The following is a 26,202-nucleotide window of genomic DNA, read 5'->3' as shown; positions in this document are numbered from 1 at the left end:
GCCCGTCACCCGTTCGGCCGATCCGGGCGCCCGCGGGACGCTTTCCGGCCACCCGCGGCCGGTGCGGCACACCGCACGGTCCGGGCCCGGGCGCTCCCCTCCCCCGACCCCCACCCACCCCTTGCGGCCGATATGGCCGGTTCCACACCCTCGTGCACTCTTGTACGGGCTCGCGCCGGACGGAAGGCTGCGGTGTGGCGCCGCCGGCACGGGTGCGACGGTACCCGACTCTCCGTACGCAACTCCGGCGGTCCCCGGCCGAGTTGAGAAGGGGAACCGGACGCATGACACCCATATGGACACGCCGCGGGGGCTCGGCAGCCGCCGTCGCCGCCGCGGCCGTGCTCGCCGCCACCGCCCTGCCCGCGCACGCCACCCCGATCGGAACCAGGGCCCCGGCCACCGCGGACGCGGCGCGCGGCGGCTACATCGTCACCCTGGCCTCCGGGCCCGGCAGGGTGCGGGCGGCGTCCGCCGCGGGCCGGGCGCTGGCGGCGCGGTACGGGGCGCGGATCAGCCATACGTACCGTACGGCGGTCAACGGCTTCGCCGTGCGCGCGACCCGGGACCAGGCGCGGCGGCTGGCCGCGGACCCGGCGGTGGTGTCGGTGACCCGCGACCGTACGGTGCGGGTCGACCGTACGCAGCACAATCCGCCGTCCTGGGGCCTGGACCGGCTGGACCGCGCGGGCCTGCCGCTGGACCGGTCCTACGCTGCGCCGCCGTCGGGCGGCCGGGGCGTGACGGTGTACGTGATCGACACCGGCGTGCGCACCACGCACCGGGACTTCGGCGGCCGGGCCTCCAGCGGCTGGGATTTCGTGGACGGCGACGCCGACGCGGACGACGCCAACGGACACGGCACGCACGTCGCCGCCACGGCCGCCGGCACCCGGTACGGCGTCGCCAAGCAGGCCCGCGTGGTGGCCGTACGCGTCCTGGACCGCGCGGGCCGGGGCACCACCGCGCGGGTCATCGCCGGTATCGACTGGGTGGCCCGGCACGCGCGGCGTCCGGCGGTGGCCAACCTCAGCCTGGGCAGCACCCCCAGCCCGCAGCTCGACCAGGCCGTACGCAACGCCATAGCGGCCGGCGTCACCTTCACGGTGGCGGCCGGCAACAACGGACGGCGGGCCGACACGTCTTCACCGGGGCGGGTGCGCGAGGCCGTCACGGTGGGCGCGAGCGACGCCCGGGACCGGCGTGCCGCGTTCTCCAACTGGGGCGCAAAAGTCGACCTGTTCGCACCGGGTGTGGACATCACGTCCGCGTGGCACTCGGGGGACACTGCGAAGCGAACCCTCTCCGGCACGTCCATGGCCGCTCCGCACGCAGCCGGTGCGGCCGCGCTCTATCTGTCGTCCCACCGGTGGGCCGGACCGAAGGAGGTGCGGAACGCGCTGGCCGCCACCGCTGCCCAGCACCGGATCACCGCGGCGGGCCCCGGCTCGCCGACCGCGTTGTTGCAGGTCAGGCCCCACTAGCAGGTCCAGGGCGCCCCGGTCCCGCCTCGGCGCGCGCGAGGCGGGGCCCGGCGTCCGCAGGCACCGGGACGCCCGTCCGGCGCGGGACGGGCCCGGGTCATATTCCGTTCCACGGTTACGTGCCGGTAGTGCGCGGACGGCCGGATTGCCCGACCGCGCGCCACGGGAAGGCTTTGGCGGTACCGGTCTTGCGTACGCGCCCCATGGCTTCCCCGCACCGCCCCCATCCGCCAGCCGAGTGAAAGCGGACAGGAGAGCCCATGCCCGCAGCCCGTCCAACTGTCGCGAAAACGATAGAAAGGACAGAATCCGGTAATACGACCCAACCGTCAGGTGTACCCATGATCGGCCGCATTCCCGTGCTCGACCTCCACCCGCTGATCGACTGCGGCCGTCGCCCGGCGAAAGCGGTGGTCGGCGAGGTCTTCGAGATCACGGCCACCGTCTTCCGCGAGGGCCACGACGCGGTCGCCGCCAATGTCGTGCTGCGCGATCCGCTGGGCCGGCCGGGCCCCTGGACCCCGATGCGCGAACTGGCCCCCGGCACCGACCGCTGGGGCGCCGAGGTCACCCCGGACGTGGAGGGCCGGTGGACGTACGGCGTCGAGGGCTGGTCGGACCCGGTCGGCACCTGGCGCCACCACGCCGGCATCAAGATCCCGGCGGGCATCGACACCGAACTGGTCCTCGCCGAGGGCGCGCTGCTCCACGAACGCGCCGCCGAGGGGGTGCCCAAAAGAGACGGCCGGGAAGCGGTGCTGGCCGCGGCGGACACGCTGCGCGACACCGGGCTGCCCGCCGCCACCCGGCTCGCCGCCGCGCTCGCCCCCGAGGTCACCGGCGCGCTCGACCGCCATCCGCTGCGCGAGCTGGTCACCGCCTCGCGCACCGCGCCGCTGCTGGTCGAGCGCCGGCGCGCGCTGTTCGGATCGTGGTACGAGCTGTTCCCGCGGTCGGAGGGCGCGGTGCTGCGCCCGGGCGCGCCGCCGGTCAGCGGCACGTTCCGGACGGCCGCCGAGCGGCTGCCGGCGGTCGCCGCCATGGGCTTCGACGTCGTGTACCTGCCGCCCGTGCACCCGATCGGCAGCTCGTACCGCAAGGGGCCCAACAACGCGCTCTCCGCCGGGCCGCACGACGTCGGGTCGCCCTGGGCGATCGGCTCCGCCGAGGGCGGGCACGACGCGCTCCACCCGGACCTCGGCACCTTCGAGGACTTCGACCACTTCGTGCGCACCGCGCGCGATCTGCGCATGGAGGTGGCGCTGGACTTCGCCCTCCAGTGCTCGCCGGACCACCCCTGGGTCACCGAGCACCCCGAGTGGTTCCACCACCGCGCGGACGGCTCGATCGCGTACGCCGAGAACCCGCCGAAGAAGTACCAGGACATCTACCCCCTGGCGTTCGAGGCGGATCTGAACGGGCTGGTGCGGGAGACCGAGCGGCTGCTGCGCTTCTGGATGGAGCGCGGGGTGCGCATCTTCCGCGTGGACAACCCGCACACCAAGCCGGTGGTCTTCTGGGAGAAGGTGATCGCGGACGTCAACCGCACCGATCCGGACGTCATCTTCCTGGCCGAGGCGTTCACCCGGCCGGCCATGATGCGCACGCTGGCCCGGATCGGGTTCCAGCAGTCGTACACCTACTTCACCTGGCGCAACTCCAAGCACGAGCTCACCGAGTACCTCACCGAGCTGTCGCGGGAAACGGCCTCGTACATGCGGCCGAATTTCTTCGTCAATACACCGGACATCCTGCACGCCTATCTGCAGCACGGCGGGCGGCCCGCGTTCGAGGTACGTGCCGTACTGGCCGCCACCCTCTCCCCGGCGTGGGGCGTCTACGCCGGATTCGAGCTGTGCGAGTCGACGCCGGTACGAAGTGGCAGCGAGGAGTACCTGGATTCGGAAAAGTATCAACTGAGGCCCCGGGATTGGGAGACAGCGGGGCGCCGGGGCCGTACGATCGCTCCTCTCATCACCACGCTGAACCGCTTGCGACGCCGCCATCCGGCGCTCCAACAGCTGCGCAACCTCCATTTCCACGCCGTCGACAACGACGCCGTTCTCGCCTATTCCAAGCGGGCCGGGAGCGGTGCCGGGGCCGACACGGTGCTCACGGTCGTCAACCTCGACCCGCACCACACCCACGAGGCGACGGTGTCGTTGGACATGCCGGAACTCGGCCTCGATTGGCACGATTCCGTCCCGGTGCGCGACGAGCTCACCGGCGAGACCTACCACTGGGGCAGGGACAACTATGTGCGCCTGGAGCCGGGCCGTTCGCCGGCTCCCGCGCACCTGTTCTCCCTGCGACCGTCCTCACCGATCGGAGGGTCACCCAATTGATCGTCAACGAGCCCGTCCCGGACAAGTTCGAGGACACCCCGGCCAAGGACCGCGATCCCGACTGGTTCAAACGGGCCGTCTTCTACGAGGTCCTGGTGCGCTCCTTCCAGGACAGCAACGGTGACGGCATCGGCGACCTCAAGGGCATCACGGCCAAACTGGACTATCTCCAGTGGCTGGGCGTGGACTGCCTGTGGCTGCCGCCGTTCTTCAAGTCGCCGCTGCGCGACGGTGGTTACGACGTCTCCGACTACACCGCCGTACTGCCGGAATTCGGCGACCTGGCGGACTTCGTGGAGTTCGTGGACGCCGCGCACCAGCGCGGGATGCGGGTGATCATCGACTTCGTCATGAACCACACCAGCGACCAGCACCCGTGGTTCCAGGAGTCCCGCACCGACCCGGACGGGCCGTACGGCGATTACTACGTCTGGGCCGACGACGACAAGCAGTACCAGGACGCGCGGATCATCTTCGTCGACACCGAGGCGTCGAACTGGACCTTCGACCCGGTGCGCAAGCAGTACTTCTGGCACCGCTTCTTCTCCCACCAGCCGGACCTGAACTACGAGAACCCGGCCGTCCAGGAGGAGATGCTCTCCGCGCTGCGCTTCTGGCTGGACCTGGGCATCGACGGGTTCCGGCTGGACGCGGTCCCGTACCTGTACGCCGAGGAGGGCACCAACTGCGAGAACCTGCCCGCCTCGCACGCCTTCCTCAAGCACGTACGGGCGGAGATCGACGCGCATTACCCCGACACGGTGCTGCTGGCCGAGGCCAACCAGTGGCCGGAGGACGTCGTCGACTATTTCGGCGACTACTCCAAGGGCGGGGACGAATGCCACATGGCGTTCCATTTCCCGGTCATGCCGCGCATCTTCATGGCGGTCCGGCGGGAATCCCGCTACCCGGTCTCGGAAATCCTGGCGAAGACCCCGGAGATTCCGGCCAACTGCCAGTGGGGCATCTTCCTGCGCAACCACGACGAGCTGACGCTGGAAATGGTCACGGACGAAGAGCGTGACTATATGTACGCGGAATATGCCAAGGACCCGCGGATGCGCGCCAATATCGGCATCCGCCGCCGGCTGGCCCCGCTGCTCGACAACGACCGCAACCAGATCGAGCTCTTCACCGCCCTGCTGCTGTCCCTGCCCGGCTCGCCGATCCTCTATTACGGCGACGAGGTCGGCATGGGCGACAACATCTGGCTCGGCGACCGGGACGCGGTCCGCACCCCGATGCAGTGGACCCCCGACCGGAACGCCGGTTTCTCCTCCTGCGACCCCGGCCGGCTCTTCCTGCCGACCATCATGGACCCGGTCTACGGCTATCAGGTCACCAACGTCGAGGCGTCGATGTCCTCGCCGTCGTCGCTGCTCCACTGGACCCGCCGCATGATCGAGATCCGGAAGCAGAACCCCGCCTTCGGCCTCGGCACCTACACCGAACTGCCCTCGTCCAACCCCGCCGTGCTGGCCTTCCTGCGCGAATACCAGGACGACCTGGTGCTGTGCGTGCACAATTTCTCGCGTTTCGCGCAGCCCACCGAACTGGACCTGCGGACATTCAACGGCCGCCACCCGGTCGAGCTGATCGGCGGCGTCCGTTTCCCGCCCATCGGGGAATGGCCCTATCTGCTGACCCTGGCAGGTCACGGCTTCTATTGGTTCCGGCTGCGGAGGGGGGCGGTCTAAGGGGGCCCGGCCGGGGCGGCGGAAAACCACCGCGCACTGTTTTCCGGCCGCCCCCACGGGCAGTCTCCCTACTACCGCACGGGCCGGGTGAGCCCGCGCCGAAACCCCGGCGTCAGGGGTAATCCCCACGGACGCCGCTGCCGTACGGACGATCCTCACCCGACACGTCCCGCACCGCCGCACAGTCAAGGCCGCATTCCGGGACACTTTGCCCTATCTGTCGTGTGCCCGGGGAAAGGACGCGACGCCATGTCGGAGACCGCCTCGACCCGTGCCACCCGCACTTCGCACGACCGCCTCTCGATCACCGCACCCGCACTGCTCACCTCCCTCGCCCCCCTGCTGACCGAATGGCTGCCGCGGCAGCGCTGGTTCGCCGGCAAGGGGCGGCCGATCACGGGGTTCCAGCTGGTGTCGGCGACCGAGCTGCTGCCGTGCGCCGCGGGTGGTGCCACACCGGGGCTGCTGCACCTGCTCGTACGGGCCCAGCAGTCGGCGGCTCCGCCCGGGGCCCCGCAGCCGGCGCCGCCGGAGGGCCCCGCCGATCCGGCCGCCGCGGACTGCTACCAACTCCTGCTGGGCGTGCACAGCGCGCTGCCGCCGCAGCTCGCCCCCGCCGTGATCGGCCGCCCCGCGGGCGGTCCGCTGCACGGCCGTACGGTCTACGACGCCCTGCCGGACGCGCGGCTGTGCGCGCTCCTGCTGGAGCGGCTGCGGGTGCCGGGGCGGCTGGGCGGGCTGCGGTTCCGGCGGGTGCCCGACAGCACCATCTCCTCCGGGCTGCCCGCCCGGCCGCTCACCGCCGAGCAGTCCAACTCCTCGGTGGTGTACGGCGACGCGTACATCCTCAAGGTCTTCCGGCGGACCGCGCCCGGCCTCAACCCGGACCTGGAACTGCCGCTGGCGCTGGCCCGCGCCAAGTGCGCGCGGGTCCCGGCGCCCGCCGCGTGGTTCGAGACCGACCCGGGCCCCGGCGAGGGCGAGCCGGTGACGCTGGGCGTGCTCCAGCCCTATCTGACCGGCTCGGCCGACGGCTGGCAGCTGGCCCTCAACGCCCTCGCCGTCCAGGCCGACTTCACCAGTTCGGCGCGGGCGCTCGGGCACGCCACCGCCGAGGTGCACACCGCGCTCGCCGGGACGCTGCCCACCACCGAGCTGTACCGCCCCCAACTCGACGCGGTCGCCGCCCAGATGAACGAGCGCCTGGTGGCCACCGCGCGGGTGGTGCCCGCGCTGCGGCCGTACTGCGGCCGGCTGCGCACCGCCTTCGACGAGCTGGCGGCGCTCGGGCACGACGGGCGCGCCTGGCCCGCCCAACGCATCCACGGCGACCTGCACCTGGGCCAGACGCTGCGGACCGCCGACGAGGGCCGCTGGTCGCTGATCGACTTCGAGGGCGAGCCGTCCCGGCCGCTGGCCGAGCGGCGGCGCCCGCAGCCCGCGGTGCGCGACGTGGCGGCCATGCTGCGCTCGTTCGACTACGCGGCGCGCAGCGGCCCTTCGGGCGGCGACCCCTGGTCGCTGGAGTGGGCGCGCCGCACCCGGGCCGCCTACTGCCTCGGGTACGCGGAGGCCGGCGGGCTCGATCCGCGCTCGGCGCCCGAGCTGATGCGCGCGTACGAGACCGACAAGGCCGTGTACGAAGTGCTGTACGAGGCCCGCCACCGGCCGAACTGGCTGCCCGTGCCGATGGCCGCGGTGCGGCGGCTCGCCGGGGCGCCGGCGTCCCGGGGGCCCGGCGGCGATCCGGGACCGGACCTGGACGGTGCCGATGGGCGCGCATGAAACGGCGGGAGCGGGCCACCCGCAGCTCCACGGAGCACCAGTACCGGCAGGCGCGGCACCGTCGGCCCCGCCCGCCGGCCCCGCGGGCCCGGAGTGCGCCAGACCCTCGCACCCCGGACACCGCAGACATCCCAGACACCCCTGATATCTGATCTGGCCGAGGAGGCTCCTCTCGTGACCGCCCGTTCGTCGTCCCGCCGCCCACCGCAAGAAACCGCGCCCGCCCGTGGCACGGCCGTCCGGGCCCCGGCCCCGGAGGCGCCCACCCCCGCCCCCGCCACCACTGACGCCCCGCCGCCCGCCGAGCGGCCGCCGCACCAGCGGGACCACGGCGAGCCCCTGCCCGAGGACACCCGGCCCGACGGCTCCGGCCCCGAGCCCACGCCGGAGCCCGCACCGGAGCCCAGCGGCGGGAGCCGGGGCGTGCGGACCGCGCCGCCGCTCGATCCGGGCGACCGGGACCGGCTGCTGTCCGGCGCGCACCACGACCCGCACGCGCTGCTCGGTGCCCACCCGATGCGCGGCGGGGTGCTCTTCCGCGTTCTGCGCCCGTACGCGAAGGGCGTCACCGTGCTCGCCAAGGGCCTGCGCGCCGACCTGCACGACGAGGGCGACGGCCTGTTCGGCGGCGTGCTGCCGCTGTCCGCGATCCCGGAGTACGAGCTGTTGGTCTCGTACGACGACAACGACGTGACCGTGCACGACCCGTACCGTTTCCTGCCCTCCGTCGGCGAACTGGACCTGCACCTGTTCGGCGAGGGCCGCCATGAGGAGCTGTGGCAGGCGATGGGCGCGACGCCGATGGTGCACCAGGAGGTGACCGGGACGCGCTTCACCGTATGGGCGCCGAACGCCCGGGGTGTGCGTGTCGTCGGCAACTTCAACTACTGGGACGGCACCGGCTTCCCGATGCGCTCGCTCGGGTCGTCCGGGGTGTGGGAGCTGTTCCTGCCGGGGATCGGCGAGGGCGAGCTGTACAAGTTCGAGATCACCCGGCCGGACGGGACGCGGACGCTGCGCGCGGACCCGATGGCGCGCCGTACGGAGTGCCCGCCCGCCAACGCCTCGGTCGTGCACGCCTCGCACCACCGGTGGCAGGACGCGGCCTGGATGGAGCGGCGCGCCGAGCGGCCGGTGCACGCGGCGCCGTTCTCCGTGTACGAGGTACACCTCGGCTCATGGCGTCCGGGACTGACGTACCGTCAGCTGGCGCAGCAGCTGCCCGCCTACGTCAAGGACCTGGGCTTCACCCACGTGGAGCTGATGCCGGTCGCCGAGCACCCCTTCGGCGGCTCCTGGGGCTACCAGGTCACCGGCTTCTACGCGCCGACCGCCCGGATGGGCACCCCGGACGACTTCAAATTCCTGGTCGACGCGCTGCACCGGGCCGGGATCGGGGTGCTGATGGACTGGGTGCCGGCGCACTTCCCGCGCGACGAGTGGGCGCTGGCGGAGTTCGACGGGCGGCCGCTGTACGAGCACGAGGACCCGGCGCGGGCCGCGCACCCCGACTGGGGGACGCTGGAGTTCGACTACGGCCGCGCCGAGGTGCGCAACTTCCTGGTCGCCAACGCGGTGTACTGGTGCGAGGAGTTCCACATCGACGGGCTGCGGGTGGACGCCGTGGCCTCCATGCTCTACCTCGACTACTCCCGTGAGAGCGGCGAGTGGACGCCCAACGTGCACGGCGGCCGGGAGAACCTGGACGCGGTGGCCTTCCTCCAGGAGATGAACGCCACCGTCTACCGGCGCTGCCCCGGCGTGGTCACCGTCGCCGAGGAGTCCACCGCCTGGGACGGCGTCACCCGGGCCACCCACCACGTGGGGCCCGGCGGCTTCGGCGGGCTCGGCTTCGGGCTGAAGTGGAACATGGGCTGGATGCACGACTCGCTGGGCTATGTGAGCAAGGAGCCGGTGCACCGCAAGTACCACCACAACGAGATGACGTTCTCGATGGTGTACGCCTACTCGGAGAACTACGTGCTGCCGATCTCCCACGACGAGGTGGTGCACGGCAAGCGGTCGCTGGTCTCCAAGATGCCCGGCGACTGGTGGCAGCAGCGGGCCACCCAGCGGGCGTATCTGGGCTTCATGTGGGCGCACCCGGGCAAGCAGCTGCTGTTCATGGGGCAGGAGTTCGCGCAGGGCGCGGAGTGGGCGGAGGGGCACGGCCCCGACTGGTGGCTGCTGGACCCGTCGTACTCCGCCGAGCCGGACCACCGGGGCGTACGGGACCTGGTCCGCGACCTGAACCGCCGGTACGCGGACACCCCCGCGCTGTGGGAGCAGGACACCGTGCCGGAGGGCTTCTCCTGGATCGACGGCGGCGCCAGTGAGGACAACGTCTTCTCCTTCCTGCGCTACGGCACGGACGGCACGCCGCTGCTCGCGGTCTCGAACTTCTCGCCGGTGGTGCGGCACGCGTACCCGCTCGGGGTGCCGGAGGACGTGGCGGCGTGGCGGGAGGTACTGAACACCGACGACATCCGGTACGGCGGGAGCGGGGTCGGCAACCCGGAGCCGCTGGTGCCCGACGCGACCGTGCCGTGGAACGGGCGGCCGGCGTCGATCACGCCGGTGCTGCCGCCGCTGGCGACGGTGTGGCTGCGGCCGGTGTGAGGGGCTTCGCGGGCCGGGGCGGTGCCCCGGCCCGCACTGCGGTCAGCCGCCCATGGCCCGCTTCCAGCCGTCCAGGAAGGGCGCCTCGGCCGGGTCCGGCCGGTCGGTCGCGTTCAGGACGCGGTGCCAGTACGGGTAGTAGGCGGGCAGTTGGGAGAGTTCGGCGAGGCGGGCGGTCTCGGCGTCGGTCAGCCGCAGCTCGGTGGCGGCGAGGTCGTCGCGCAGCTGGTCCTCGGTGCGGGCGCCGATCACCAGGCCGGTGACGCCGGGGCGGCCCAGCAGCCAGGCGAGCACGACCCGCGGGACCGAGGTGCCGTGCGCCTCGGCGATCCCGGCCAGGCACTCGATGATGTCGTAGGCCCGCTCCTTGTCGACCACGTGCGGCTCGGGCCAGTCGGTGCCCTGGCGGGTGGTGGACGGCACCGGCTGCCCGCGCCGCACCTTGCCGCTGAGCAGCCCCTCCCCCAGCGGGCTCCAGACCAGGGTGCCCAGGCCCTGGTCCAGGGCGGCCGGGAGGATCTCGTACTCCGCCTCGCGGGCCTCGGGCGTGTAGTAGACCTGCTGGGCCACCGGCGCGGTCAGGCCGTGCAGCCGCGCCGTGTACAGCGTCTTCATGATCTGCCAGCCGTTGAAGTTGGAGAGGCCGACATAGCGGACCTTGCCGTCGGCGACCAGCCGGTCCAGCGCGGTCAGGGTCTCCTCGACGGGCGTCTGACCGTCCCACTGGTGCAGGTAGAGCAGGTCCAGGTGGTCGGTCTGGAGGCGGCGCAGGCTGCGCTCGACCTCGCGCAGGACGCTGTACGCGGACGCGCCGCCCTCGTTGGGCCCTTCGCCCACCTGCATCCGGACCTTGGAGGCGAGCAGCACGTCGTCCCGGCGGCCGCGCAGCGCCTCGCCGGTGATCTCCTCGGCCTGGCCGAAGGAGTACATGTTCGCGGTGTCGATCATGTTCACCCCGGCGTCCAGCGCGATGTCGAACAGCCGCCGGGCTTCGTCCGTACCGAGCCCGCCGATCTGCGCGAACTGATCGCGCGAGCCCACGTTGAGGGTGCCGAGCACCAGCCGGGACACCTTCAGGCCCGACCGCCCGAGCGTGCGGTATTCCACGGTTCCTCCTCGGTCGACGGTGCGGGTGACGCTCCGCGATCAACCGTAGGCGCGGGACCGGTGGGACGCACGGCGGGCCGGGTGCGGCGTGGCCGCGTACGGGCGCGGGCTCAGTCCGTGTCCCCCGTCAGCTCCGCGCGCAGCCGGGCCACATGTGCCAGCCACTCCTGGCCGCCGTCCACCTCCTCCCACAGCTCGGCCAGCTCGGAGTCCGGCGCGAGCACCCGGTCCAGGGCGTGCACCGCGAGCACGGCGAGCCGGCGCGGCGGCTCGGGGACCGTCAGGTCCGGGGCGTACACGGGATCGGCCGGCGTCGGGTTGCCCGCGCGGGCGCCGGCTATCAGGGCCGCGGCGGCCACTGCCATGGCGCCTTCCGGGGCTTCGAGGTAGCCCCGTTCGGCGGCGGCGGTGGACAGCACACCCCGTATCGCGCCGAGCCGCCGCTCCACCGGCATGGCGGCCAGATCGTCCAGCAGGTCCGCCGCCCCGTCGTTCTCGAACAGCCCCATACCCCACGCCCCCATCAGCTTTCGCCCCTCAGTCGTTCCCGCCCCAACGCGCCCGCACCACCTCCGGGCCGATTGCATCGTGGCATCTGCCACTGACAATCGGCCCGGAGGCGGTGCGGGTCCGCATGGCCGGAACCGGTACGGGTGTCATTCGGACAACGTCGCGGAATCGGTCCGCAGCGCGCGCCCCGGCGCCAGGATGGGCGGACGTCCACCGCGTGCGGCTCTCCGCCCTGCCGGGCCGTGATCCGCACCCGCGGTCATCCACTCAGGGAGGCCCGATGGCGAACGAGCTCAGGTACGGCGCGCAGATCCACCTGCAGAACGGCTACAACGGCTGGCAGGGCGGTTACCTGGACACCAACAGCCACAGCAGTGCCTCGGGGGCGAAGTACCAGGTCGCGACCGCCGACACGCCCACGCGCGGCAAGGGCACCGGCACCTGGGAGATCCTGTCCGCCACCGGCAAGGCCTCCGGTCAGCCCGTCGCCAGCGGCGATGTGGTCCACCTGCGCAACCTCTACGGCGGCGACGGCGGTTACCTGGACACCAACGGCCACGCCACGAACGAGCAGAAGAACGCCGGCGCCAAGTACGACGTGTCCACGTCCCAGGCCAGGGACCGCGCCCAGGGCACCGGCCGCTGGCGGATCTTCGCGCGGACCTCCGACCCCGCCGACCAGAACGTCCGGATCGGTGACGTGGTCCACCTGTGGAACCTGTACGGGGACAACGGAGGCTTCCTGGAGACCAACCACACGAGCACGCTCACGGACGCCAAGTACGACCTGTGCACCAACGCGTACTACAACCGCAGTTCCGATGTCGCCGACTGGAAGATCCACCAGGCCCAGGCCTGACCGCACCACGGCCCCGGCGGCACCGGCCGCCGGGGCTCGTCCTGCGCGTTCTCAGCGGCTCAACCGCGTGTGGACGCGCTCCCGCTGCCCGCACCGACGGGTTCGCGGGCGGCCTCCGGAACCGTGCCGTCGTGCTGCTGCGTACGGCGGCGGCGCGGCAGCAGTACGGCGACCAGCACCGTCCCCACACCGAGCACCACCGCGCCGATCAGGCTGGTGTGCGCCACCGCGTCGGAGAACGCGCCGCGCACCGCGTCCGCGACCGCCTGGGCCTGCTGGAGGCCGAGCGCCTGCGCCTTCTCCGGGCCGGCCTTGGGCGCGGCGCCCTGCGCGACCTGCTTGCCGACCTCCTTGGCCACCGCGAGCCCGGCGCCCACCGAGTCCTGAGCGGTGGACAGGGCGTTGCCCGGCAGCTTCGGGCCGCCGTGCGCCGCGGCCGAGGCCGCCGCGTCGGACAGCTTGGAGGAGTAGGTGCTCGCCAGGACGGAGCCGAGGATGGCGATGCCGAGCGAGCCGCCCAGCTCGATGGAGGTGTCGTTGACCGCGCCGCCGACGCCGAGCTGGTCCTCGGGGAAGGCGCCCATGATGGCGTCCGTGCACGGCGACAGGGACAGGCCGATGGCCAGGCCCAGCACGATCAGCGGGGCGAGGAAGTCCCCGTACGAGGAACCGGCGTCCACGCGGGTCAGCAGGGCGAGGGCGACCGTACCGCCGACCATGCCCGTGGTGACGGTCACCTTCATGCCGAGCCGCGGCGTCAGGAACCCGGTCAGCGCGGCCCCCACGAAGACCGCGCCGGCCAGCGGCAGCATCCGTATGCCGGTGTCCAGCGGGGAGTAGCCCAGCACGAACTGGAGGTGCTGGGTCAGGTAGTAGAACGCGCCGAAGACCGCCAGGAAGAAGAGCGCCACGGCCAGGTTGGCGCCCGCGAAGCCGCGGTGGGCGAAGCGGCGTACGTCCAGGACCGGGCACGGGTGGCGCAGCTCCCAGACGACGAACAGCACCAGGCCGACGCCCGCGGCCACCGCGGCGCCGACGGCGCGCGCGTCCCAGCCGAAGTGCGGGCCCTGGATGAGCATGTAGATCAGCGAGCCGACCCAGACGACGGACAGCAGGCCGCCGACGTAGTCGAGGCGGTCGCTGTGGCCTGCCTTGGAGGCCGGGACGACCAGCAGCGCACCGACGATGCCGAGGGCGGCGACCGGCACGTTGATCAGGAAGGACGAGGCCCAGCCGTGGTCCTCCAGGAGGGCTCCGGCGACGAGCGGGCCGACGGCGATGGCGAGCCCCGCGGTCGCGGTCCAGATGGTGATGGCCAGCGCGCGTTCGCCGCGCGGGAAGGTGGCGGCCAGCAGCGACAGCGTCGCGGGCATGATCATGGCCGCGCCCACGCCCATCACGGCGCGCGCCGCGATCACCCCGCCGGAGCTGTCCACCAGGGCGCCCGCGACCGAGCCGCCCGCGAACACCAGCAGGCCCAGGAGCAGCGCCCCGCGGCGGCTGTACTTGTCGCCGACGGCGCCGAGCATCAGCATCAGCGCGGCGTACGGGACGGTGTAGGCGTCGATCACCCACTGCAGGTCGGAGCTGCTCAGGCCCAGGTCGGCGGTCATGTCGGGGGCCGCGACGGTGAGCGAGGTGTTCGCCATCACGATGATCAGCAGGCTCAGGCACAGCACGCCCAGGGCCCACCAGCGCTTCGTATAGGGCCGGTCCGTGTCCTGGACCGGCCGGGTCTTGGCAGGAGCCACCCGATTCACCCTGTCTCTCCCCAATGGTCGACATCCCGCACAGGCCCGCGCACGATCTTGCACACGCCTGTGCAATTACACAGTCGTGTGCAATTTACGTCGCTGCACAGCGATGTGCAAAATGAGGAGGGAGCGGGACCGTGACCGCACGCGTCCGCCGACCGAGGAGCCGCCGCGCCATGACCGCACCGACCAGCCGGGCCCACGCCAACCGCCGCCGGATCATGGACATCGCGCTGGCCGAACTGCTGCGGCACCCGGACGCGACCATGGACCAGATCGCGAAGGCCGCGGGCGTGGTGCGGCGCACCGTCTACGGGCACTTCCCCAGCCGGGAGGCCCTGATCACCGCACTGACCGACGCCGCCGTCGAGGACGTGACCACCGCCTTCGCCGACCACACGGCCGATCCGTCCGAACCCGCCGACGTGGCGCTGGCGCGGGCCACGCTCGCCTCGTGGGAGTGCGCCGACCGCTACCGGCTGCTGGTCTCGCTCGCCCAGTGCAGCGTCACCGACGCGGGCATCCGGGCCCGCCTGGAGCCCGTACGCCGCCGGGCGACGGCCATCCTGACGCGCGGCCTGGAGGCGGGCCTGTTCCGCTCACCGCTCACCGCGAGCGCCCTCGCGCACGTCCACGAACACATGCTGTTCGGCCTGATGCAGGCGGTGAACGACGGCGACCTGCGGGCCGAGGTGGCCGGGCGCGCGGCGGCGGAGACGGTACTGGCGGCGTCGGGGGTGCCCGGTGAGCGGGCGGCGGAGGCGGTTCGAGTGGCGGAAGAGTCGCGGGTGACGGATGAGTCGCGGGTGGTGGGGGCGCCTTCGCGGGAGGCGGGTTGACGAACGGGCGGCCGGACAGACGAAAGGGGCTCCGGTGGACGCGCGCCCACCGGAGCCCCGATCTCCAGGTCCTCAGACCTTCACCGTCTCCTTCGCCCCGTCGGCCCCCTGCTCCGCCGGGCCTTCCGCCCCGTGCCCGTCCGCGCTCAGCGTCCGCTCGTCGAACGGCAGGCGCCCGGCGAGCACCTCGCCCACGCGGGACTTGTCGATCTCCTTGGTCCAGGTGCCGACCAGGACCGTGGCGACCGCGTTGCCCGCGAAGTTGGTCAGGGCACGGGCCTCGCTCATGAAGCGGTCGATGCCGACGATCAGGCCGACGCCGTCGACCAGTTCGGGGCGGTGCGACTGGAGGCCGCCGGCCAGCGTCGCCAGCCCGGCGCCCGTGACGCCCGCCGCGCCCTTGGACGCGATGATCATGAAGACGAGCAGCGAGACCTGCTGGCCGATGGACAGTGGACTGCCCATCGCCTCCGCGATGAACAGCGAGGACATCGTCAGGTAGATGGCGGTGCCGTCGAGGTTGAAGCTGTAGCCGGTCGGCACGGTGATGCCGACGACCGGCTTGCTGACGCCCAGGTGCTCCATCTTCGCGATCAGCCGCGGCAGCGCGGACTCGGAGGAGGAGGTGGACAGGATCAGCAGGAACTCCCGGCCCAGGTACTTCAGCAGGGCGAAGATGTTCACCCCGGCGATCAGGCGCAGCAGCGTGCCGAGGACGACGATCACGAACAGCAGGCAGGTCACGTAGAAGCCGACCATGATGACGGCGAGCGACTTCAGCGCGTCCACGCCGGTCGCGCCGACCACCGCGGCCATCGCGCCGAACGCGCCCACCGGCGCCGCCCACATGATCATCGACAGTACGCGGAAGACCAGGCGCTGGAGGTGCCCGATGCCGCGCAGCACGGGCTCGCCGGAGGCGCCCATCGCCTGGAGGCCGAAGCCGACGAGCAGCGCCACCAGCAGCGTCTGCAGCACCTCGCCGTGGGTGAGCGCCGAGACCAGCGTCTCGGGGATGATGCCCAGCAGGAAGTCCGTGGTGGACTCGGCGCCGCCCTTCGTCTGGGCCTGGCCCGCGTGCCGCAGCGATTCGGTCAGGTGCAGGCCGGAGCCGGGCTCCAGGATGTTGCCCACCACCAGGCCGATGGCCAGCGCGACCGTGGACATGATCATGAAGTAGCCCAGCGCCAGGCCGCCGACCGCGCCGACCTTGGCGGCCTTGCGGACCGAGCCGACGCCCAGCACGATCGTGCAGAAGATCACCGGCGAGATCATCATCTTGATGAGGTTCACGAAGCCGGTGCCCAGCGGCTTGAGCCCGACGGCGAAACCGGGGGCGGCGAAGCCCACGGCGATGCCGGCGAGCACGGCGACGATCACGGCGATGTAGAGGTAATGCGTCCGGTCCCGCTTGGGCTGCGGTGCGGTCTCCTCGGTCGTCCCCCCGGACGGCGGGGTCTGTGCGGCCACGGCTGACTCCTCGGTCTTCGGTCCTGCGCCGGTCTGCGGCTCTGCAACCCGTACGCGCCACTGTCCGTGCCGGTACGCGGCCCGTACGCAGAACAGTCCCGGTGACTATGCACGCCGTTGTGGCGCCCGTCACCCTTGCGTGCATTTCGTTCACGCATAAAGCAGCGTGCAGACTGGCGCGCATGCGAAGTCCCCGCCCCGAGGGTCCGCCGCGTACCGCGCGCGGCGCGTCCGCCCCGCCCCGCCCGCGCGTCCGGTGGCCGCGCAGCCTGGCCGGGCAGCTGTTCGCCGTGCAGGCGGTGCTGGTCGGCGTGGTGGTGGCGGGGTGCCTGGTCTTCGCGTACGCCGGTGCCGGGCGGCAGGCACAGGAGACCGCGCGGCGGCAGACGACGGCGGTGGCCACCGCGGTCGCCGACGCGCCGGCGGTGGCGCGCGCGGTGCGCTCGGCCGACCCCACGGCGGAGCTCCAGCCGTACACCGAGCGGTTGCGGCGGGACGCCGGGGTCGACTTCATTGTGGTCATGGACACGGCAGGCAAGCGGTGGACCCACCCCGAGCCGTCCGCCATCGGCCGTACCTACCTCGGCCAGAGAGCGCAGGCGCTGGCCGGGCAGACCTTCGGCGAGACCCACCTCGGGCGGCTCGGCCGGTCCGTGCGCGTCATCACGCCGGTACGGGACGCGGAGCACGGCGGGCGGATCGTCGCCCTGGTCAGCTGCGGGATCACCGTCGAGACGATCAGCGACGGGCTGCGCCGGGAGATGATGACGCTGGCCGCCGTCGCGGCCGGGGCCCTCGCGCTGGGCGGGCTCGGTACGTACCTCGTCAACGCGCGGCTGCGCCGGCACACCCACGGCATGAACGCCGCCGAGCTGAGCCGCCTGCACGACTACCACGAGGCGGCGCTGCACGCGGTGCGCGAGGGGCTGCTGATGCTGGACGGGCAGCGGCGGGTCGCGCTCATCAACGACGCGGCGCGCGAACTGCTCGGGCTGCGCGGGGAGCCGGTCGGCCGGCCGGTCGCCGCACTCGGCCTGCCGGACGGCCTCACCGCCACTCTGCTCTCCCCCGCCCCGCACACCGACGAACTCCACCTCACCGACGACCGGGTCCTGGTCGTCAACACCTCGCCGGTCTCCGGCGGTGAGCGGCGCGGCACGGTCGTCACGCTGCGCGACCACACGGAGCTCCAGGCGCTCTCCGGCGAGCTGGACTCCGTACGCGGTGTCACCCGCGCGCTGCGCTCCCAGGCGCACGAGGCCGCCAACCGGCTGCACACCGTCGTCTCCCTGGTCGAACTGGGCCGTACGGAGCAGGCCGTGGAGTTCGCCACCGCCGAACTGGAACTCGCCCAGGCGCTCACCGACCAGGTCGTCGGCGCGGTTGCCGAACCCGTCCTCGCCGCCCTCCTCCTGGGCAAGGCGGCCCAGGCCAACGAGCACGGCGTCGAGCTGGTCCTCACCCCGGACAGCCGCATCGACGACGGCGTCCTGCCCGCCGCCCTGCCGCCGCGCGACCTGGTCACGGTCCTCGGCAACCTCCTGGACAACGCGATCGAGGCGGCGCCGGAAGGCACCCGCGTGCAGGTCACGGCGCTGGCCGACGGCGGGGAACTGCTGCTGCGGGTGGCGGACGGCGGGGGCGGGTTCCGGGGCGTCGAGGACGCCGAGGACGTGTTCCGGTGGGGGTGGAGCACCAAGGAGGGCGGGGGCCGGGGGCTCGGGCTGGCGCTCGTACGGCAGACCGTGCGCCGGCACGGCGGCACCGTGCGGGCGGGCGTGTCCTCGGAGGGCGGCGCCGAGTTCACGGTGCGGCTGCCGCTGCGGGCGGAGGGCGCCAGGGCCGAAGAGGACCGTACGGACGCCACGACCGGAGCGGGCGGCACCCGGTGAACGACTCCCGCACCGACCCCGGACAGCCGCCCCTGCGCGTGCTGATCGTCGAGGACGACCCCGTGGCGGCGGACGCCCACGCCCTCTACGTGGGCCGGGTGCCCGGCTTCACCGTGTCCGGGACCGCGCGCTCGGTCGCCGGGGCCCGCCGGCACCTGGACCAGCACGCCGTCGATCTGCTCCTGCTGGACCTCTACCTGCCGGACGGCCACGGCCTGGCGTTCGTACGGTCGTTGCGCGCCGCCGGGCACGCCGCCGATGTCATCGCCGTCACCTCGGCGCGGGACCTGGCCGTCGTACGGGAGGGTGTCTCGCTCGGCGTCGTGCAGTACGTGCTCAAGCCCTTCACGTTCGCCACGTTGCGCGACCGGCTGCTGCGGTACGCCGCCTTCCGCGCCACCGCCGGGGAGGCAAGCGGCCAGGACGAGGTGGACCGGGCTCTCGCGGCGCTGCGCTCACCGCAGCCCGCCGCGCTGCCCAAGGGGCTGACCGCGGCGACCCTGCGCGTGGTGACCGACGCGCTGCGCGCCGCCCCCGGCGGTCTCAGCGCCGCCGCGGCGGCCGACGCGGTCGGCATCTCCCGTATCACGGCCCGCCGTTATCTCGAACACCTCGTCGGGACGGGCCGCGCGGCGCGCGCCCCGCAGTACGGACAGGTGGGCCGCCCCGAATTGCGCTATCGCTGGTCGGGGCATTGACCTCGCTTTTATCCGGGCCTTACGGTCACCGGGCAGCCCGCCGTGCCCACCTGGAGGTCATGCCGTGCGCCGCATCGCTCCGATGGCTCTGCTCACCGCCGCCGTGCTGGCCGCCGGCACGCTCACCGCCTGCGGCGGCTCCGGAGGCGACAAGAACACCCTCAAGGTCGCCTTCCCCAAGGACACCAACAACAAGGTGACGGTCCGGGATGACTACGTCGAACTGGTGGCCCACGCGTTCGAGAAGGCCAACCCCGGCAAGAAGGTCGAGCTGATCCCGATCCAGGCGTCGGAGAACGACTACTACGCCAAGATCCAGCAGATGATGCGCTCCCCGAAGACCGCCCCCGACCTGGTCTACGAGGACACCTTCCTGATCAACTCGGACATCGCGGCCGGACTGCTGCGCCCGCTGGACCCGTACCTCGGGAAGTGGGCGGACTGGAAGCAGTTCGAGCCCGCCGCGAAGGCCGCCGCCCGGGGGCAGGACGGCCGGACGTACGGCGTGCCGGACGGCACCGACACCCGCGGCCTGTGGTTCAACAAGAAGATCTTCAAGAAGGCGGGGCTGCCACCGGACTGGCAGCCGAAGACCTGGGACGAGGTGCTGGCCGCGGCCCGCACCGTCAAGCGCAAGGTGCCCGGCGTCATCCCGCTCAACGTCTTCACCGGCAAGGGCGCGGGCGAGGCCGCCGTGATGCAGGGCTTCGAGATGCTGCTGTACGGCACGGGCAAGGACCAGCTCTACGACCCGGCGACGAAGAAGTGGGTCACCGGCACCAAGGGCTTCCGGGACAGCCTGGAATTCCTGCGCACCGTGTACGGGGAGAAGCTGGGCCCCGACGTGTCCGACGCGCTCAGCCCCAACATCCAGACCAATGTCGCCACCGAGCTGATGCCGGAGGAGAAGCTGGCGATCGACCTGGACGGCTCGTGGCTGGGCCAGCAGTGGCAGCCCAAGGGCGGCGGGAAGCCGTGGCCCGAGTGGCCGACGGTGCTGGGCCGGGCGGCGTTCCCCACCCAGCACGGCGCGGCGCCGGGGAAGGTGAGCCTGGCGGGCGGCTGGACCTGGTCGGTGCCGCGCCAGTCGCAGCGCCCCGACCTCGCGTGGAAGCTGATCGAGACGTTCCAGACGAAGCACAACGCGGTGGAGTGGTGCGTGCGCGGCGCGCAGATCGCGGTGCGCAAGGACGTGGCCGCGGACCCCGCGTACCGGAAGTCCCTGCCCGGCATCGGCTTCTTCACCGGCCTGGTGGAGATCAGCCGGTTCCGGCCCGCGCTGCCCGTCTACCCCAAGGTCTCGGCGGCGATCGGCGAGGCGATGGAGGCGGTCACCACCGGTGACGCGTCGCCGAAGCAGGCCGCCGACGCCTACGACGAGCAGCTGAAATCCATCGTGGACGGCCGGACGGTCGCCAAGCCATGAGCCGTGCCGCCCCCACGGCCGCGTACGGTACGGCGGGCCGCGGCGCCCGGCCCCGCCGCCGGGCCCTGCTGCGCTGGTCGCCGCTCGCACCCGCGACCGTCCTGCTGCTGCTCTTCCTGGCCGGGCCGATCGGCTACTGCGTCTACATCGCCTTCACCGACATGCAGCTGACCGGGCAGGAGTCCACCTCCTTCGTGGGGCTGGCCAACTTCCGGCACGCGTTCGGCGATCCGGCGTTCCTGAACGCCGTGGTCCTGACGCTGGTCTTCACCCTGGTCTCGTCGATCCTGGGCCAGAACACGCTGGGCCTGGCGCTCGCCGCGCTGATGCGGCGCGCTTCCCGGCCCGTACGCACCCTCGCCGGCGCGGTCGTCCTCACCGCCTGGGTGCTGCCGGAGATCGTCGCGGGCTTTCTGCTCTATACGTTCTTCGAGCGGCGCGGCACGCTCAACGCGGTCCTGGACTGGCTGCATCTCCCGTCGCAGAACTGGCTGTTCACCCTGCCCATCCTGGCCGTGTCGTTCGCCAACGTCTGGCGCGGCACGGCGTTCTCGATGCTGATCTACTCGGCCGCGCTCGCCGAGATCCCGCAGGAGGTCACCGAGTCCGCGGAGGTGGACGGCGCGAGCGGCCGGCAGCGGCTGTGGCACATCACGCTGCCCATGATCCGCCGCTCCATCGGCACGAACCTGATGCTCAACACCCTCCAGACGCTGTCCGTCTTCGGGCTGATCTGGGCCATGACGCGCGGCGGCCCCGGCAGCCGGAGCCAGACGCTGCCGGTGTTCATGTACGACCAGGCGTTCCTGAAGTCGCTGATCGGGTACGGCACCGCCGTCGCCCTGCTGCTGCTCGTGGTGGGCGCCCTGTTCTCCGTCGTCTACCTGCGCCTGCTGCGCGAGGAGGTGTGACGCGGTGCCCGCACCGGCCGCCCGGCCCCTGCTGACCCGCCGTGCCCGGCGCCGCCTCGCGGCCGACGCGGCGCTGCTCGCCGTCGCCGCCGCGTTCGCGGTGCCGCTCGCCTGGCTGGTGCTGTCCTCGTTCGACACCGAGGCGACCCTGCGGGTGAAGGTGCCGGGCGCGCCGTCGCTGGAGAACTTCTCGGCGGTCCTGACGGACGAGATCACCTTCACGCCGATGCTCAACAGCCTGATCCTGTGCGGCAGCGCCACCGCCCTGACGGTGGCCTGCGCGGCCCTGGCGGCGTACCCGCTGTCCCGCTACCGCTCCCGGTTCAGCCGCCCGTACCTGCTCACCATCCTGTTCTCCACCTGCCTGCCGATCACCGCGATCATGGTCCCGGTGTACGCGCTGTTCGTCCGGGTCAACCTGATCGACACGCTCTACGGCACCGCGCTGTTCCTGGCAACCGCCCAACTCCCGTTCGCCATCTGGCTGATGAAGAACTTCATGGACGGCATCCCCCGGGTGCTGGAGGAGGCCGCCTGGACCGACGGCGCCTCGTGGTTCCAGGCGCTGTGGCGGGTGATCCTGCCGCTGATGGGGCCGGGCGTCACGGTCGTGACGATCTACACCTTCGCCATCATGTGGGGCAACTTCTTCGTCCCGTTCCTGCTGCTCCTGTCCCCCGGCCAACTGCCCGCCTCGGTCAGCATCTTCACCTTCTTCGGCAACTACGGCGCCATCGCCTTCGGCCAGCTCGCGGCCTTCTCGATCCTGTACTCGACGCCGGTCGTCCTGCTGTACGTGCTGATCTCGCGCCGGCTGGGCGGCGGATTCGCGCTGGGCGGCGCGGTGAAGGGCTGACACCCCTCTTCCGTAGGAGGCTCATATGAGACCGAGACCCATCGCGGTACGCCGCTTCCTGACCGCACTGGCCACCGCCGCGCTCACCGCCCTGGCCGCCGCGCCACCGGCCGCGGCCGCTCCGCAGGGCGCTCCTGACGGCGCTCCGTCCCGTACGGCCGCTCCCACCGCGATCCGCGGCGGCAACGTCCTCTACAGCGGGGCGGGCCGCTGCACCGTCGGCTTCAACACCACCAAGGCGGGCACGTACTACGCGCTCATGTCGGGCCGTTGCGTGGGCGGCGCCAAGGACTGGTACGCCGACGCGGCCCGCACCGTCCATGTCGGTGTGACCGAGGCGGTGCGCTTTCCCGGCAGTGACTACGCCGTGATCCGCTACACCAACCCGGCCGTCTCCTACCCCGGCGAGATCGACATCGGCGGCGCCCACCTGGACATCACGGGCGCGGCGCAGCCCGCCGTGGGGCAGACGGTGTGCCTGCCCGGGTCCACGTCGGCCGTGCACTGCGGGCCGGTCCGCGCCGTGAACGTGAGCGTCAGCTACCCGGAGGGCACGGTGTCCGGACTCGTCCAGACCGCCACCTGTGCCGAGACCGGCGCGGCGGGCCGCCCGGCCGTCTCCGGCAGAACCGCGATCGGCATCCTCATCGGCGGCTCCGGCACCTGCTCGTCCGGCGGCACCTCGTACCTCCAGCCGGTCCTCCCGGCACTGGCGGCGTACGGGCTGTCCCTGCACTGAGCGGCCCGCCCGTGGCCACGGGCGCGGGCACTGCGCTCACCTGCAGTACCAGTCGGACGGCACGCCCCGTGCCGTCTGCGCCCAGTGGCCCTTGCGGCTCAGCTCGCAGATCGTCCTGGCCGCCTCGCCCACCGCGGTGTACCACTCGCGGAGTGTGCCGTCCGCGCTGCCGCTGACCAGGGCCCGGCCGTCGGGCCAGAACGACAGGGACAGCACCCCGCCGGTGTGCCCGGCCAGCACGGCCGTCGTACTGCGCGCGGCCACGTCCCACAGGCGTACGGTGTCGTCGTCCCCGCCCGAGGCCAGGGTGCCGTCGCGGCTGAACGCCAGCGAGGCGACGCTGCTGGCGTGGCCGCGCAGCGTGCCGGACCGTCGGCGCCCCGGCACGTCCCACAGCGCGATGTCGTGGTCCGTGCCGGAGGTGGCCAGGGTCTTCCCGTCCTGGGACCAGGCGGCGGCGAAGACGGGGAAGGAGCGGCCGGTGAAACGGGCGGTCTCTTCGAGGGTGGCCGCGTCCCGCAGCCGTACGGTGCCCTGGTTCTCGGCGTTCTCGGTGATCGCCAGCGTCCTGCCGTCCGGGGAGAAGGTGACGGTGGAGCCGCTGCCCGCCAGCTTGCGCGCGGCCGTTCTCCGGTGCCCGGCCACATCCCACAGGAACAGGTTGTAGTCGTCACCGACACTGGCCAGTGTCCTGCCGTCCGGCGAGAAGGCCACCTGTCGCACGGTGTTGGTGTGCCCCTCCAGGGTGGCGAGCAGCCGGCCGGTGCGGGCGTCCCACAGCCGGATCGTACGGTCGGCGTGCACGGAGGCGAAGACGTCGCCCTTCGGCGAGAACACCAGGCTGGTGATCATTCCGTGCGGCGCGGCGAGCGTCCGCAACGGCCGCGGCCGGTCGGCCGACCACAGCGTCAGCTCGCTGCCCGCGGCGGCGACGGTCCGGCCGTCCGGTGCCACCGCGACCGAGGTGATCGCGCTCTGCCGGCCGCCGACCGTCTCCGGACCGTCACCGGTGGCGCGCCACAGCCGGACCGTGCCCGTGTCGTCGTCCGAGGGCGCGGCCAGGGCCGAACCGTCCGGCGCGTACGAGAGCGCGCTCGCCGAATCCACGCGGGCGGTGAACTTCTCGCGGGCGTTGCGGGCGCTGACATCCCACAGCCGGACGATGCCGTCGTAGCTGGCCACGGCGAGAGTACGGCGCTTCGGCGCCCAGGCCAGGGCGGTGATCCGGTCGGCCGTACCGGTGAGTTCACCGGCGGTGCGGCGTCCGGCGACGTCCCAGAGCCGGACCGTGCGGTCCCCGCCTCCGCTGGCGAGGGTGCGGCTGTCCCCGCTGAAGGCGAGCGCGTACACCGGCTGGAGGTTGCCGGTGAGCACGGCCAGCGGCCGGTGGGTGCGCGCGTCCCACAGCCGGACCGTACGGTCCTCGCCGGCCGACGCCAGCACCTTGCCGTCCGGCGAGAAGGCCACCGCCGTCACGTTGCCGGTGTGTCCGGCGAGGTCCGCGACCGGGCGCCGCGAGGCCACGTCCCACAGCCGGACGGCGTTGCCGGTGCTGCCGGAGGCGAGGGTGCGGCCGTCGTGGGAGAAGGACAGCGACACCACGCGGCCCACCGGGCCGGTCAGCACGCCGAGCTGGCGGCGGCGCGCGACATCCCACAGGCGTACGGTGCCGTCGTCCCCCGCGGTGGCCAGAATCCGGCCGTCCGGGCTGAAGGCGAGCGCGTAGACCGGGCCGACGTGGCCGATGAGGGTGCCGAGCATACGGTCGGTGGCGGTGTCCCACAGCTTGACCGTGCGGTCCACCGAACCGGTGGCCAGCATGCGGCCGTCCGGGCTGTAGGCCACCGCGTTCACGACGCCGGTGTGGCCGGTGAACTGGTTGGCGCGGTAGGCGGCGTAGGCGCTGAGCAGGCTGCCCCGCGCCTCCGTCGTCGGCGCCTGCCGGTAGCCGTACAGCGCGGTCAGCGCCGCCGCCTGGGGCTGCTCCCGGCGCAGCTCGCCGGCCTCCGCGGCGTACTGCCGGGACACCGCTATACGGCGCTGTGCCTCGGCGTCCGCCTGCTGCTGGAAGGCGAGGCCCGCCGCGATCAGGGCGAGCACGAGGAGGGCGCCGAGCGTCGCGGTCAGCCAGCGCGCGCGGTGGCCCCGCCGCCGGTCGGCGCGGGTGGCGTTGTGCAGAAAGTCTTCTTCCAGGGCATTGAGCGCGGAGCCGTGCGCGCGGGCCCAGGACCGCGCGCCGGCCAGCTGCGCGCCCCGGTACAGCGCGCCCGCGTCCCGGCCCAGTTCGTGCCATGCCTCGGCGGCGGCGGTGATTCTGCGGTGGGTGCGCAGGGCCTCCCGGTCCTCGTCGAGCCAGTGCCGCAGCCGGGGCCAGGCGCGGATGACGGCCTCGTGGGCGACCTCGACCGTGCTGTCGGACAGCACGACCAGCCGGGCGTCGGCCAGTTTGCGCAGCAGCCCGTCGATCTCGGACGGGTCGGCCAGGCCGTCCAGTTCGCGGCGGGAGAGCCGGCGCCGGGTGTCCTCGGTGCCCTCGCCGAGCGCGGTCAGCCGCAGGAACACCGCCCGCATGACGCCGCGCTGTCCGGGCGCGGCCTCGTCGTACATCCGCTCGGCGGTCTGCGCGACGGCGCCGCGCATCCCGCCGGTGGCACGGTAGTCGGCCAGCCGCAGGGTGTCGTCACGGCGGCGGTGCCACGCCTCCCGCATCGCGTGCCCGACCAGCGGCAGCGCGCCCGGCTGCCCGGCCGCCTCGGCGAGCACCGTCTCCAGCAGGTCGGCGTCCACCTGGACGCCGCAGCGCACGGCGGGCTCGGCGATGATGTCGCGCAACTCGGCGCGGCTGGGCGGTCCGACGGGCAGCTGGGCGGCGGAGCGCAGCACGGCGACCAGCCCGGGGTGGGTGAAGCAGCGGGCGTAGAAGTCGGCCCGGATGCCGACGGCGACCCGGACGCGCCGGTCGCCGGAGCGGGCCAGGTCGGCCACGGCGCCGAGGAACGCGGAGCGTTCGGCCTCGTCCGCGCAGAGCGTGAAGACCTCCTCGAACTGGTCGATGACCAGCAGGGCCCGGGAGGCGTCGGGCCGCCCGGCCAGCCAGGTGCGCAGGGCCAGATCGAGGGCGGCGGGGTCCTCGTCCATACGGCGGCGGAGGGTGGCGGCGTGGGGGGCGGGGGGCTCGGGGCCGGGTGCTTCCTGAGGGAGTGCTTCAGGG

At 72.8% G+C, this 26,202-nt stretch carries 18 protein-coding genes; 13 read left to right on the top strand and 5 right to left on the bottom strand.

Annotation, left to right across the window (positions count from 1 at the left end; all coding sequences use genetic code 11):
* The first annotated feature begins 284 nt into the window (after positions 1 to 284).
* From IH45_RS0138815 to glgB, 5 genes are all read left to right on the top strand, one after another.
* On the top strand, positions 285 to 1,484 hold the full coding sequence (locus IH45_RS0138815; RefSeq protein ID WP_030680378.1) for a S8 family peptidase: 1,200 nt from the start codon (positions 285 to 287) through the stop codon (positions 1,482 to 1,484).
* A 341-nt stretch (positions 1,485 to 1,825) separates the two neighbouring features.
* Positions 1,826 to 3,829 (top strand): alpha-1,4-glucan--maltose-1-phosphate maltosyltransferase, encoded by a 2,004-nt coding sequence (locus tag IH45_RS0138810; protein WP_030680375.1) that lies wholly within the window; start codon positions 1,826 to 1,828, stop codon positions 3,827 to 3,829.
* Positions 3,826 to 5,526 (top strand): maltose alpha-D-glucosyltransferase, encoded by a 1,701-nt coding sequence (gene treS / locus IH45_RS0138805; RefSeq protein ID WP_030680372.1) that lies wholly within the window; start codon positions 3,826 to 3,828, stop codon positions 5,524 to 5,526. Before IH45_RS0138810 ends, treS begins: the two co-directional genes overlap by 4 nt.
* Positions 5,527 to 5,775: 249 nt before the next feature.
* Positions 5,776 to 7,311, top strand: coding sequence for a maltokinase N-terminal cap-like domain-containing protein (locus tag IH45_RS0138800; RefSeq protein ID WP_030680368.1), 1,536 nt, complete (start codon positions 5,776 to 5,778; stop codon positions 7,309 to 7,311).
* A 174-nt stretch (positions 7,312 to 7,485) separates the two neighbouring features.
* Positions 7,486 to 9,930, top strand: coding sequence for a 1,4-alpha-glucan branching enzyme (gene glgB / locus IH45_RS0138795; protein ID WP_199810772.1), 2,445 nt, complete (start codon positions 7,486 to 7,488; stop codon positions 9,928 to 9,930).
* A 42-nt stretch (positions 9,931 to 9,972) separates the two neighbouring features.
* Here the strand turns inward: glgB and IH45_RS0138790 are convergent, their stop codons facing one another.
* Entirely contained in the window at positions 9,973 to 11,037 is a 1,065-nt protein-coding gene (locus IH45_RS0138790; protein WP_030680362.1) for an aldo/keto reductase, read from the bottom strand.
* Positions 11,038 to 11,147: 110 nt separating this feature from the next.
* Positions 11,148 to 11,561: a DUF4259 domain-containing protein gene (locus IH45_RS0138785; protein WP_030680359.1), complete on the bottom strand. Its 414-nt coding sequence runs from the start codon at positions 11,559 to 11,561 to the stop codon at positions 11,148 to 11,150.
* A 266-nt stretch (positions 11,562 to 11,827) separates the two neighbouring features.
* Here IH45_RS0138785 and IH45_RS0138780 point away from each other — a divergent pair, with 266 nt between their 5' ends.
* On the top strand, positions 11,828 to 12,406 hold the full coding sequence (locus IH45_RS0138780; RefSeq protein ID WP_030680356.1) for a hypothetical protein: 579 nt from the start codon (positions 11,828 to 11,830) through the stop codon (positions 12,404 to 12,406).
* A gap of 59 nt (positions 12,407 to 12,465) precedes the next feature.
* Here IH45_RS0138780 and IH45_RS0138775 read toward each other — a convergent pair whose 3' ends face one another.
* A complete protein-coding gene (locus IH45_RS0138775; protein ID WP_032919190.1) occupies positions 12,466 to 14,157 on the bottom strand; it encodes an MFS transporter in 1,692 nt (563 codons plus the stop codon).
* A gap of 179 nt (positions 14,158 to 14,336) precedes the next feature.
* Here IH45_RS0138775 and IH45_RS0138770 point away from each other — a divergent pair, with 179 nt between their 5' ends.
* Positions 14,337 to 14,999 carry a TetR/AcrR family transcriptional regulator gene (locus IH45_RS0138770; protein ID WP_050515490.1) on the top strand — a complete coding sequence of 221 codons (663 nt, stop codon included), beginning with the start codon at positions 14,337 to 14,339 and terminating at the stop codon, positions 14,997 to 14,999.
* Between the two features lie 72 nt (positions 15,000 to 15,071).
* On the opposite strand, the gene IH45_RS0138765 is transcribed toward IH45_RS0138770, so the two are convergent.
* A complete protein-coding gene (locus IH45_RS0138765) occupies positions 15,072 to 16,469 on the bottom strand; it encodes a cation:dicarboxylate symporter family transporter (protein WP_030680347.1) in 1,398 nt (465 codons plus the stop codon).
* 182 nt (positions 16,470 to 16,651) lie between these two features.
* Here IH45_RS0138765 and IH45_RS0138760 point away from each other — a divergent pair, with 182 nt between their 5' ends.
* The 6 genes from IH45_RS0138760 (at position 16,652) to IH45_RS0138735 (ending at position 22,991) form a co-directional block, all read left to right on the top strand.
* Positions 16,652 to 18,361: a sensor histidine kinase gene (locus tag IH45_RS0138760; RefSeq protein ID WP_078897991.1), complete on the top strand. Its 1,710-nt coding sequence runs from the start codon at positions 16,652 to 16,654 to the stop codon at positions 18,359 to 18,361.
* Complete coding sequence (locus IH45_RS0138755; protein WP_030680341.1) at positions 18,358 to 19,059, top strand: response regulator; 702 nt, start codon at positions 18,358 to 18,360, stop codon at positions 19,057 to 19,059. The genes IH45_RS0138760 and IH45_RS0138755 overlap by 4 nt, the downstream gene beginning before the upstream one ends.
* 64 nt (positions 19,060 to 19,123) lie before the next feature.
* Positions 19,124 to 20,485 carry an extracellular solute-binding protein gene (locus IH45_RS0138750; RefSeq protein WP_030680337.1) on the top strand — a complete coding sequence of 454 codons (1,362 nt, stop codon included), beginning with the start codon at positions 19,124 to 19,126 and terminating at the stop codon, positions 20,483 to 20,485.
* Positions 20,482 to 21,396 (top strand): carbohydrate ABC transporter permease, encoded by a 915-nt coding sequence (locus tag IH45_RS0138745; RefSeq protein ID WP_030680334.1) that lies wholly within the window; start codon positions 20,482 to 20,484, stop codon positions 21,394 to 21,396. Before IH45_RS0138750 ends, IH45_RS0138745 begins: the two co-directional genes overlap by 4 nt.
* Before the next feature lie 4 nt (positions 21,397 to 21,400).
* Complete coding sequence (locus tag IH45_RS0138740; protein ID WP_030680331.1) at positions 21,401 to 22,252, top strand: carbohydrate ABC transporter permease; 852 nt, start codon at positions 21,401 to 21,403, stop codon at positions 22,250 to 22,252.
* A gap of 25 nt (positions 22,253 to 22,277) precedes the next feature.
* Entirely contained in the window at positions 22,278 to 22,991 is a 714-nt protein-coding gene (locus tag IH45_RS0138735; RefSeq protein WP_030680329.1) for a S1 family peptidase, read from the top strand.
* 36 nt (positions 22,992 to 23,027) lie between these two features.
* Here IH45_RS0138735 and IH45_RS0138730 read toward each other — a convergent pair.
* Positions 23,028 to 26,202 (bottom strand): WD40 repeat domain-containing protein (locus tag IH45_RS0138730; protein WP_324607978.1); only part of this gene is annotated, 3,175 nt, incomplete at its 5' end.

Origin of the sequence: Streptomyces rimosus subsp. rimosus (assembly GCF_000720725.1) — a bacterium.
Taxonomy (GTDB): Bacteria; Actinomycetota; Actinomycetes; order Streptomycetales; family Streptomycetaceae; genus Streptomyces; species Streptomyces rimosus_A.
This window is presented reverse-complemented; position numbering and strand designations above follow the sequence as displayed.

What these genes read in the sequence shown, in the direction of transcription:
- IH45_RS0138815 (WP_030680378.1), top strand. Translation starts at nt 285, where the DNA reads ATGACACCCATATGGACACGCCGCGGGGGCTCGGCAGCCGCCGTCGCC.
- IH45_RS0138810 (WP_030680375.1), top strand. Translation starts at nt 1,826, where the DNA reads ATGATCGGCCGCATTCCCGTGCTCGACCTCCACCCGCTGATCGACTGC.
- IH45_RS0138800 (WP_030680368.1), top strand. Translation starts at nt 5,776, where the DNA reads ATGTCGGAGACCGCCTCGACCCGTGCCACCCGCACTTCGCACGACCGC.
- IH45_RS0138785 (WP_030680359.1), bottom strand. Translation starts at nt 11,561, where the DNA reads ATGGGGGCGTGGGGTATGGGGCTGTTCGAGAACGACGGGGCGGCGGAC.
- IH45_RS0138780 (WP_030680356.1), top strand. Translation starts at nt 11,828, where the DNA reads ATGGCGAACGAGCTCAGGTACGGCGCGCAGATCCACCTGCAGAACGGC.
- IH45_RS0138770 (WP_050515490.1), top strand. Translation starts at nt 14,337, where the DNA reads ATGACCGCACCGACCAGCCGGGCCCACGCCAACCGCCGCCGGATCATG.
- IH45_RS0138760 (WP_078897991.1), top strand. Translation starts at nt 16,652, where the DNA reads ATGCGAAGTCCCCGCCCCGAGGGTCCGCCGCGTACCGCGCGCGGCGCG.
- IH45_RS0138745 (WP_030680334.1), top strand. Translation starts at nt 20,482, where the DNA reads ATGAGCCGTGCCGCCCCCACGGCCGCGTACGGTACGGCGGGCCGCGGC.
- IH45_RS0138735 (WP_030680329.1), top strand. Translation starts at nt 22,278, where the DNA reads ATGAGACCGAGACCCATCGCGGTACGCCGCTTCCTGACCGCACTGGCC.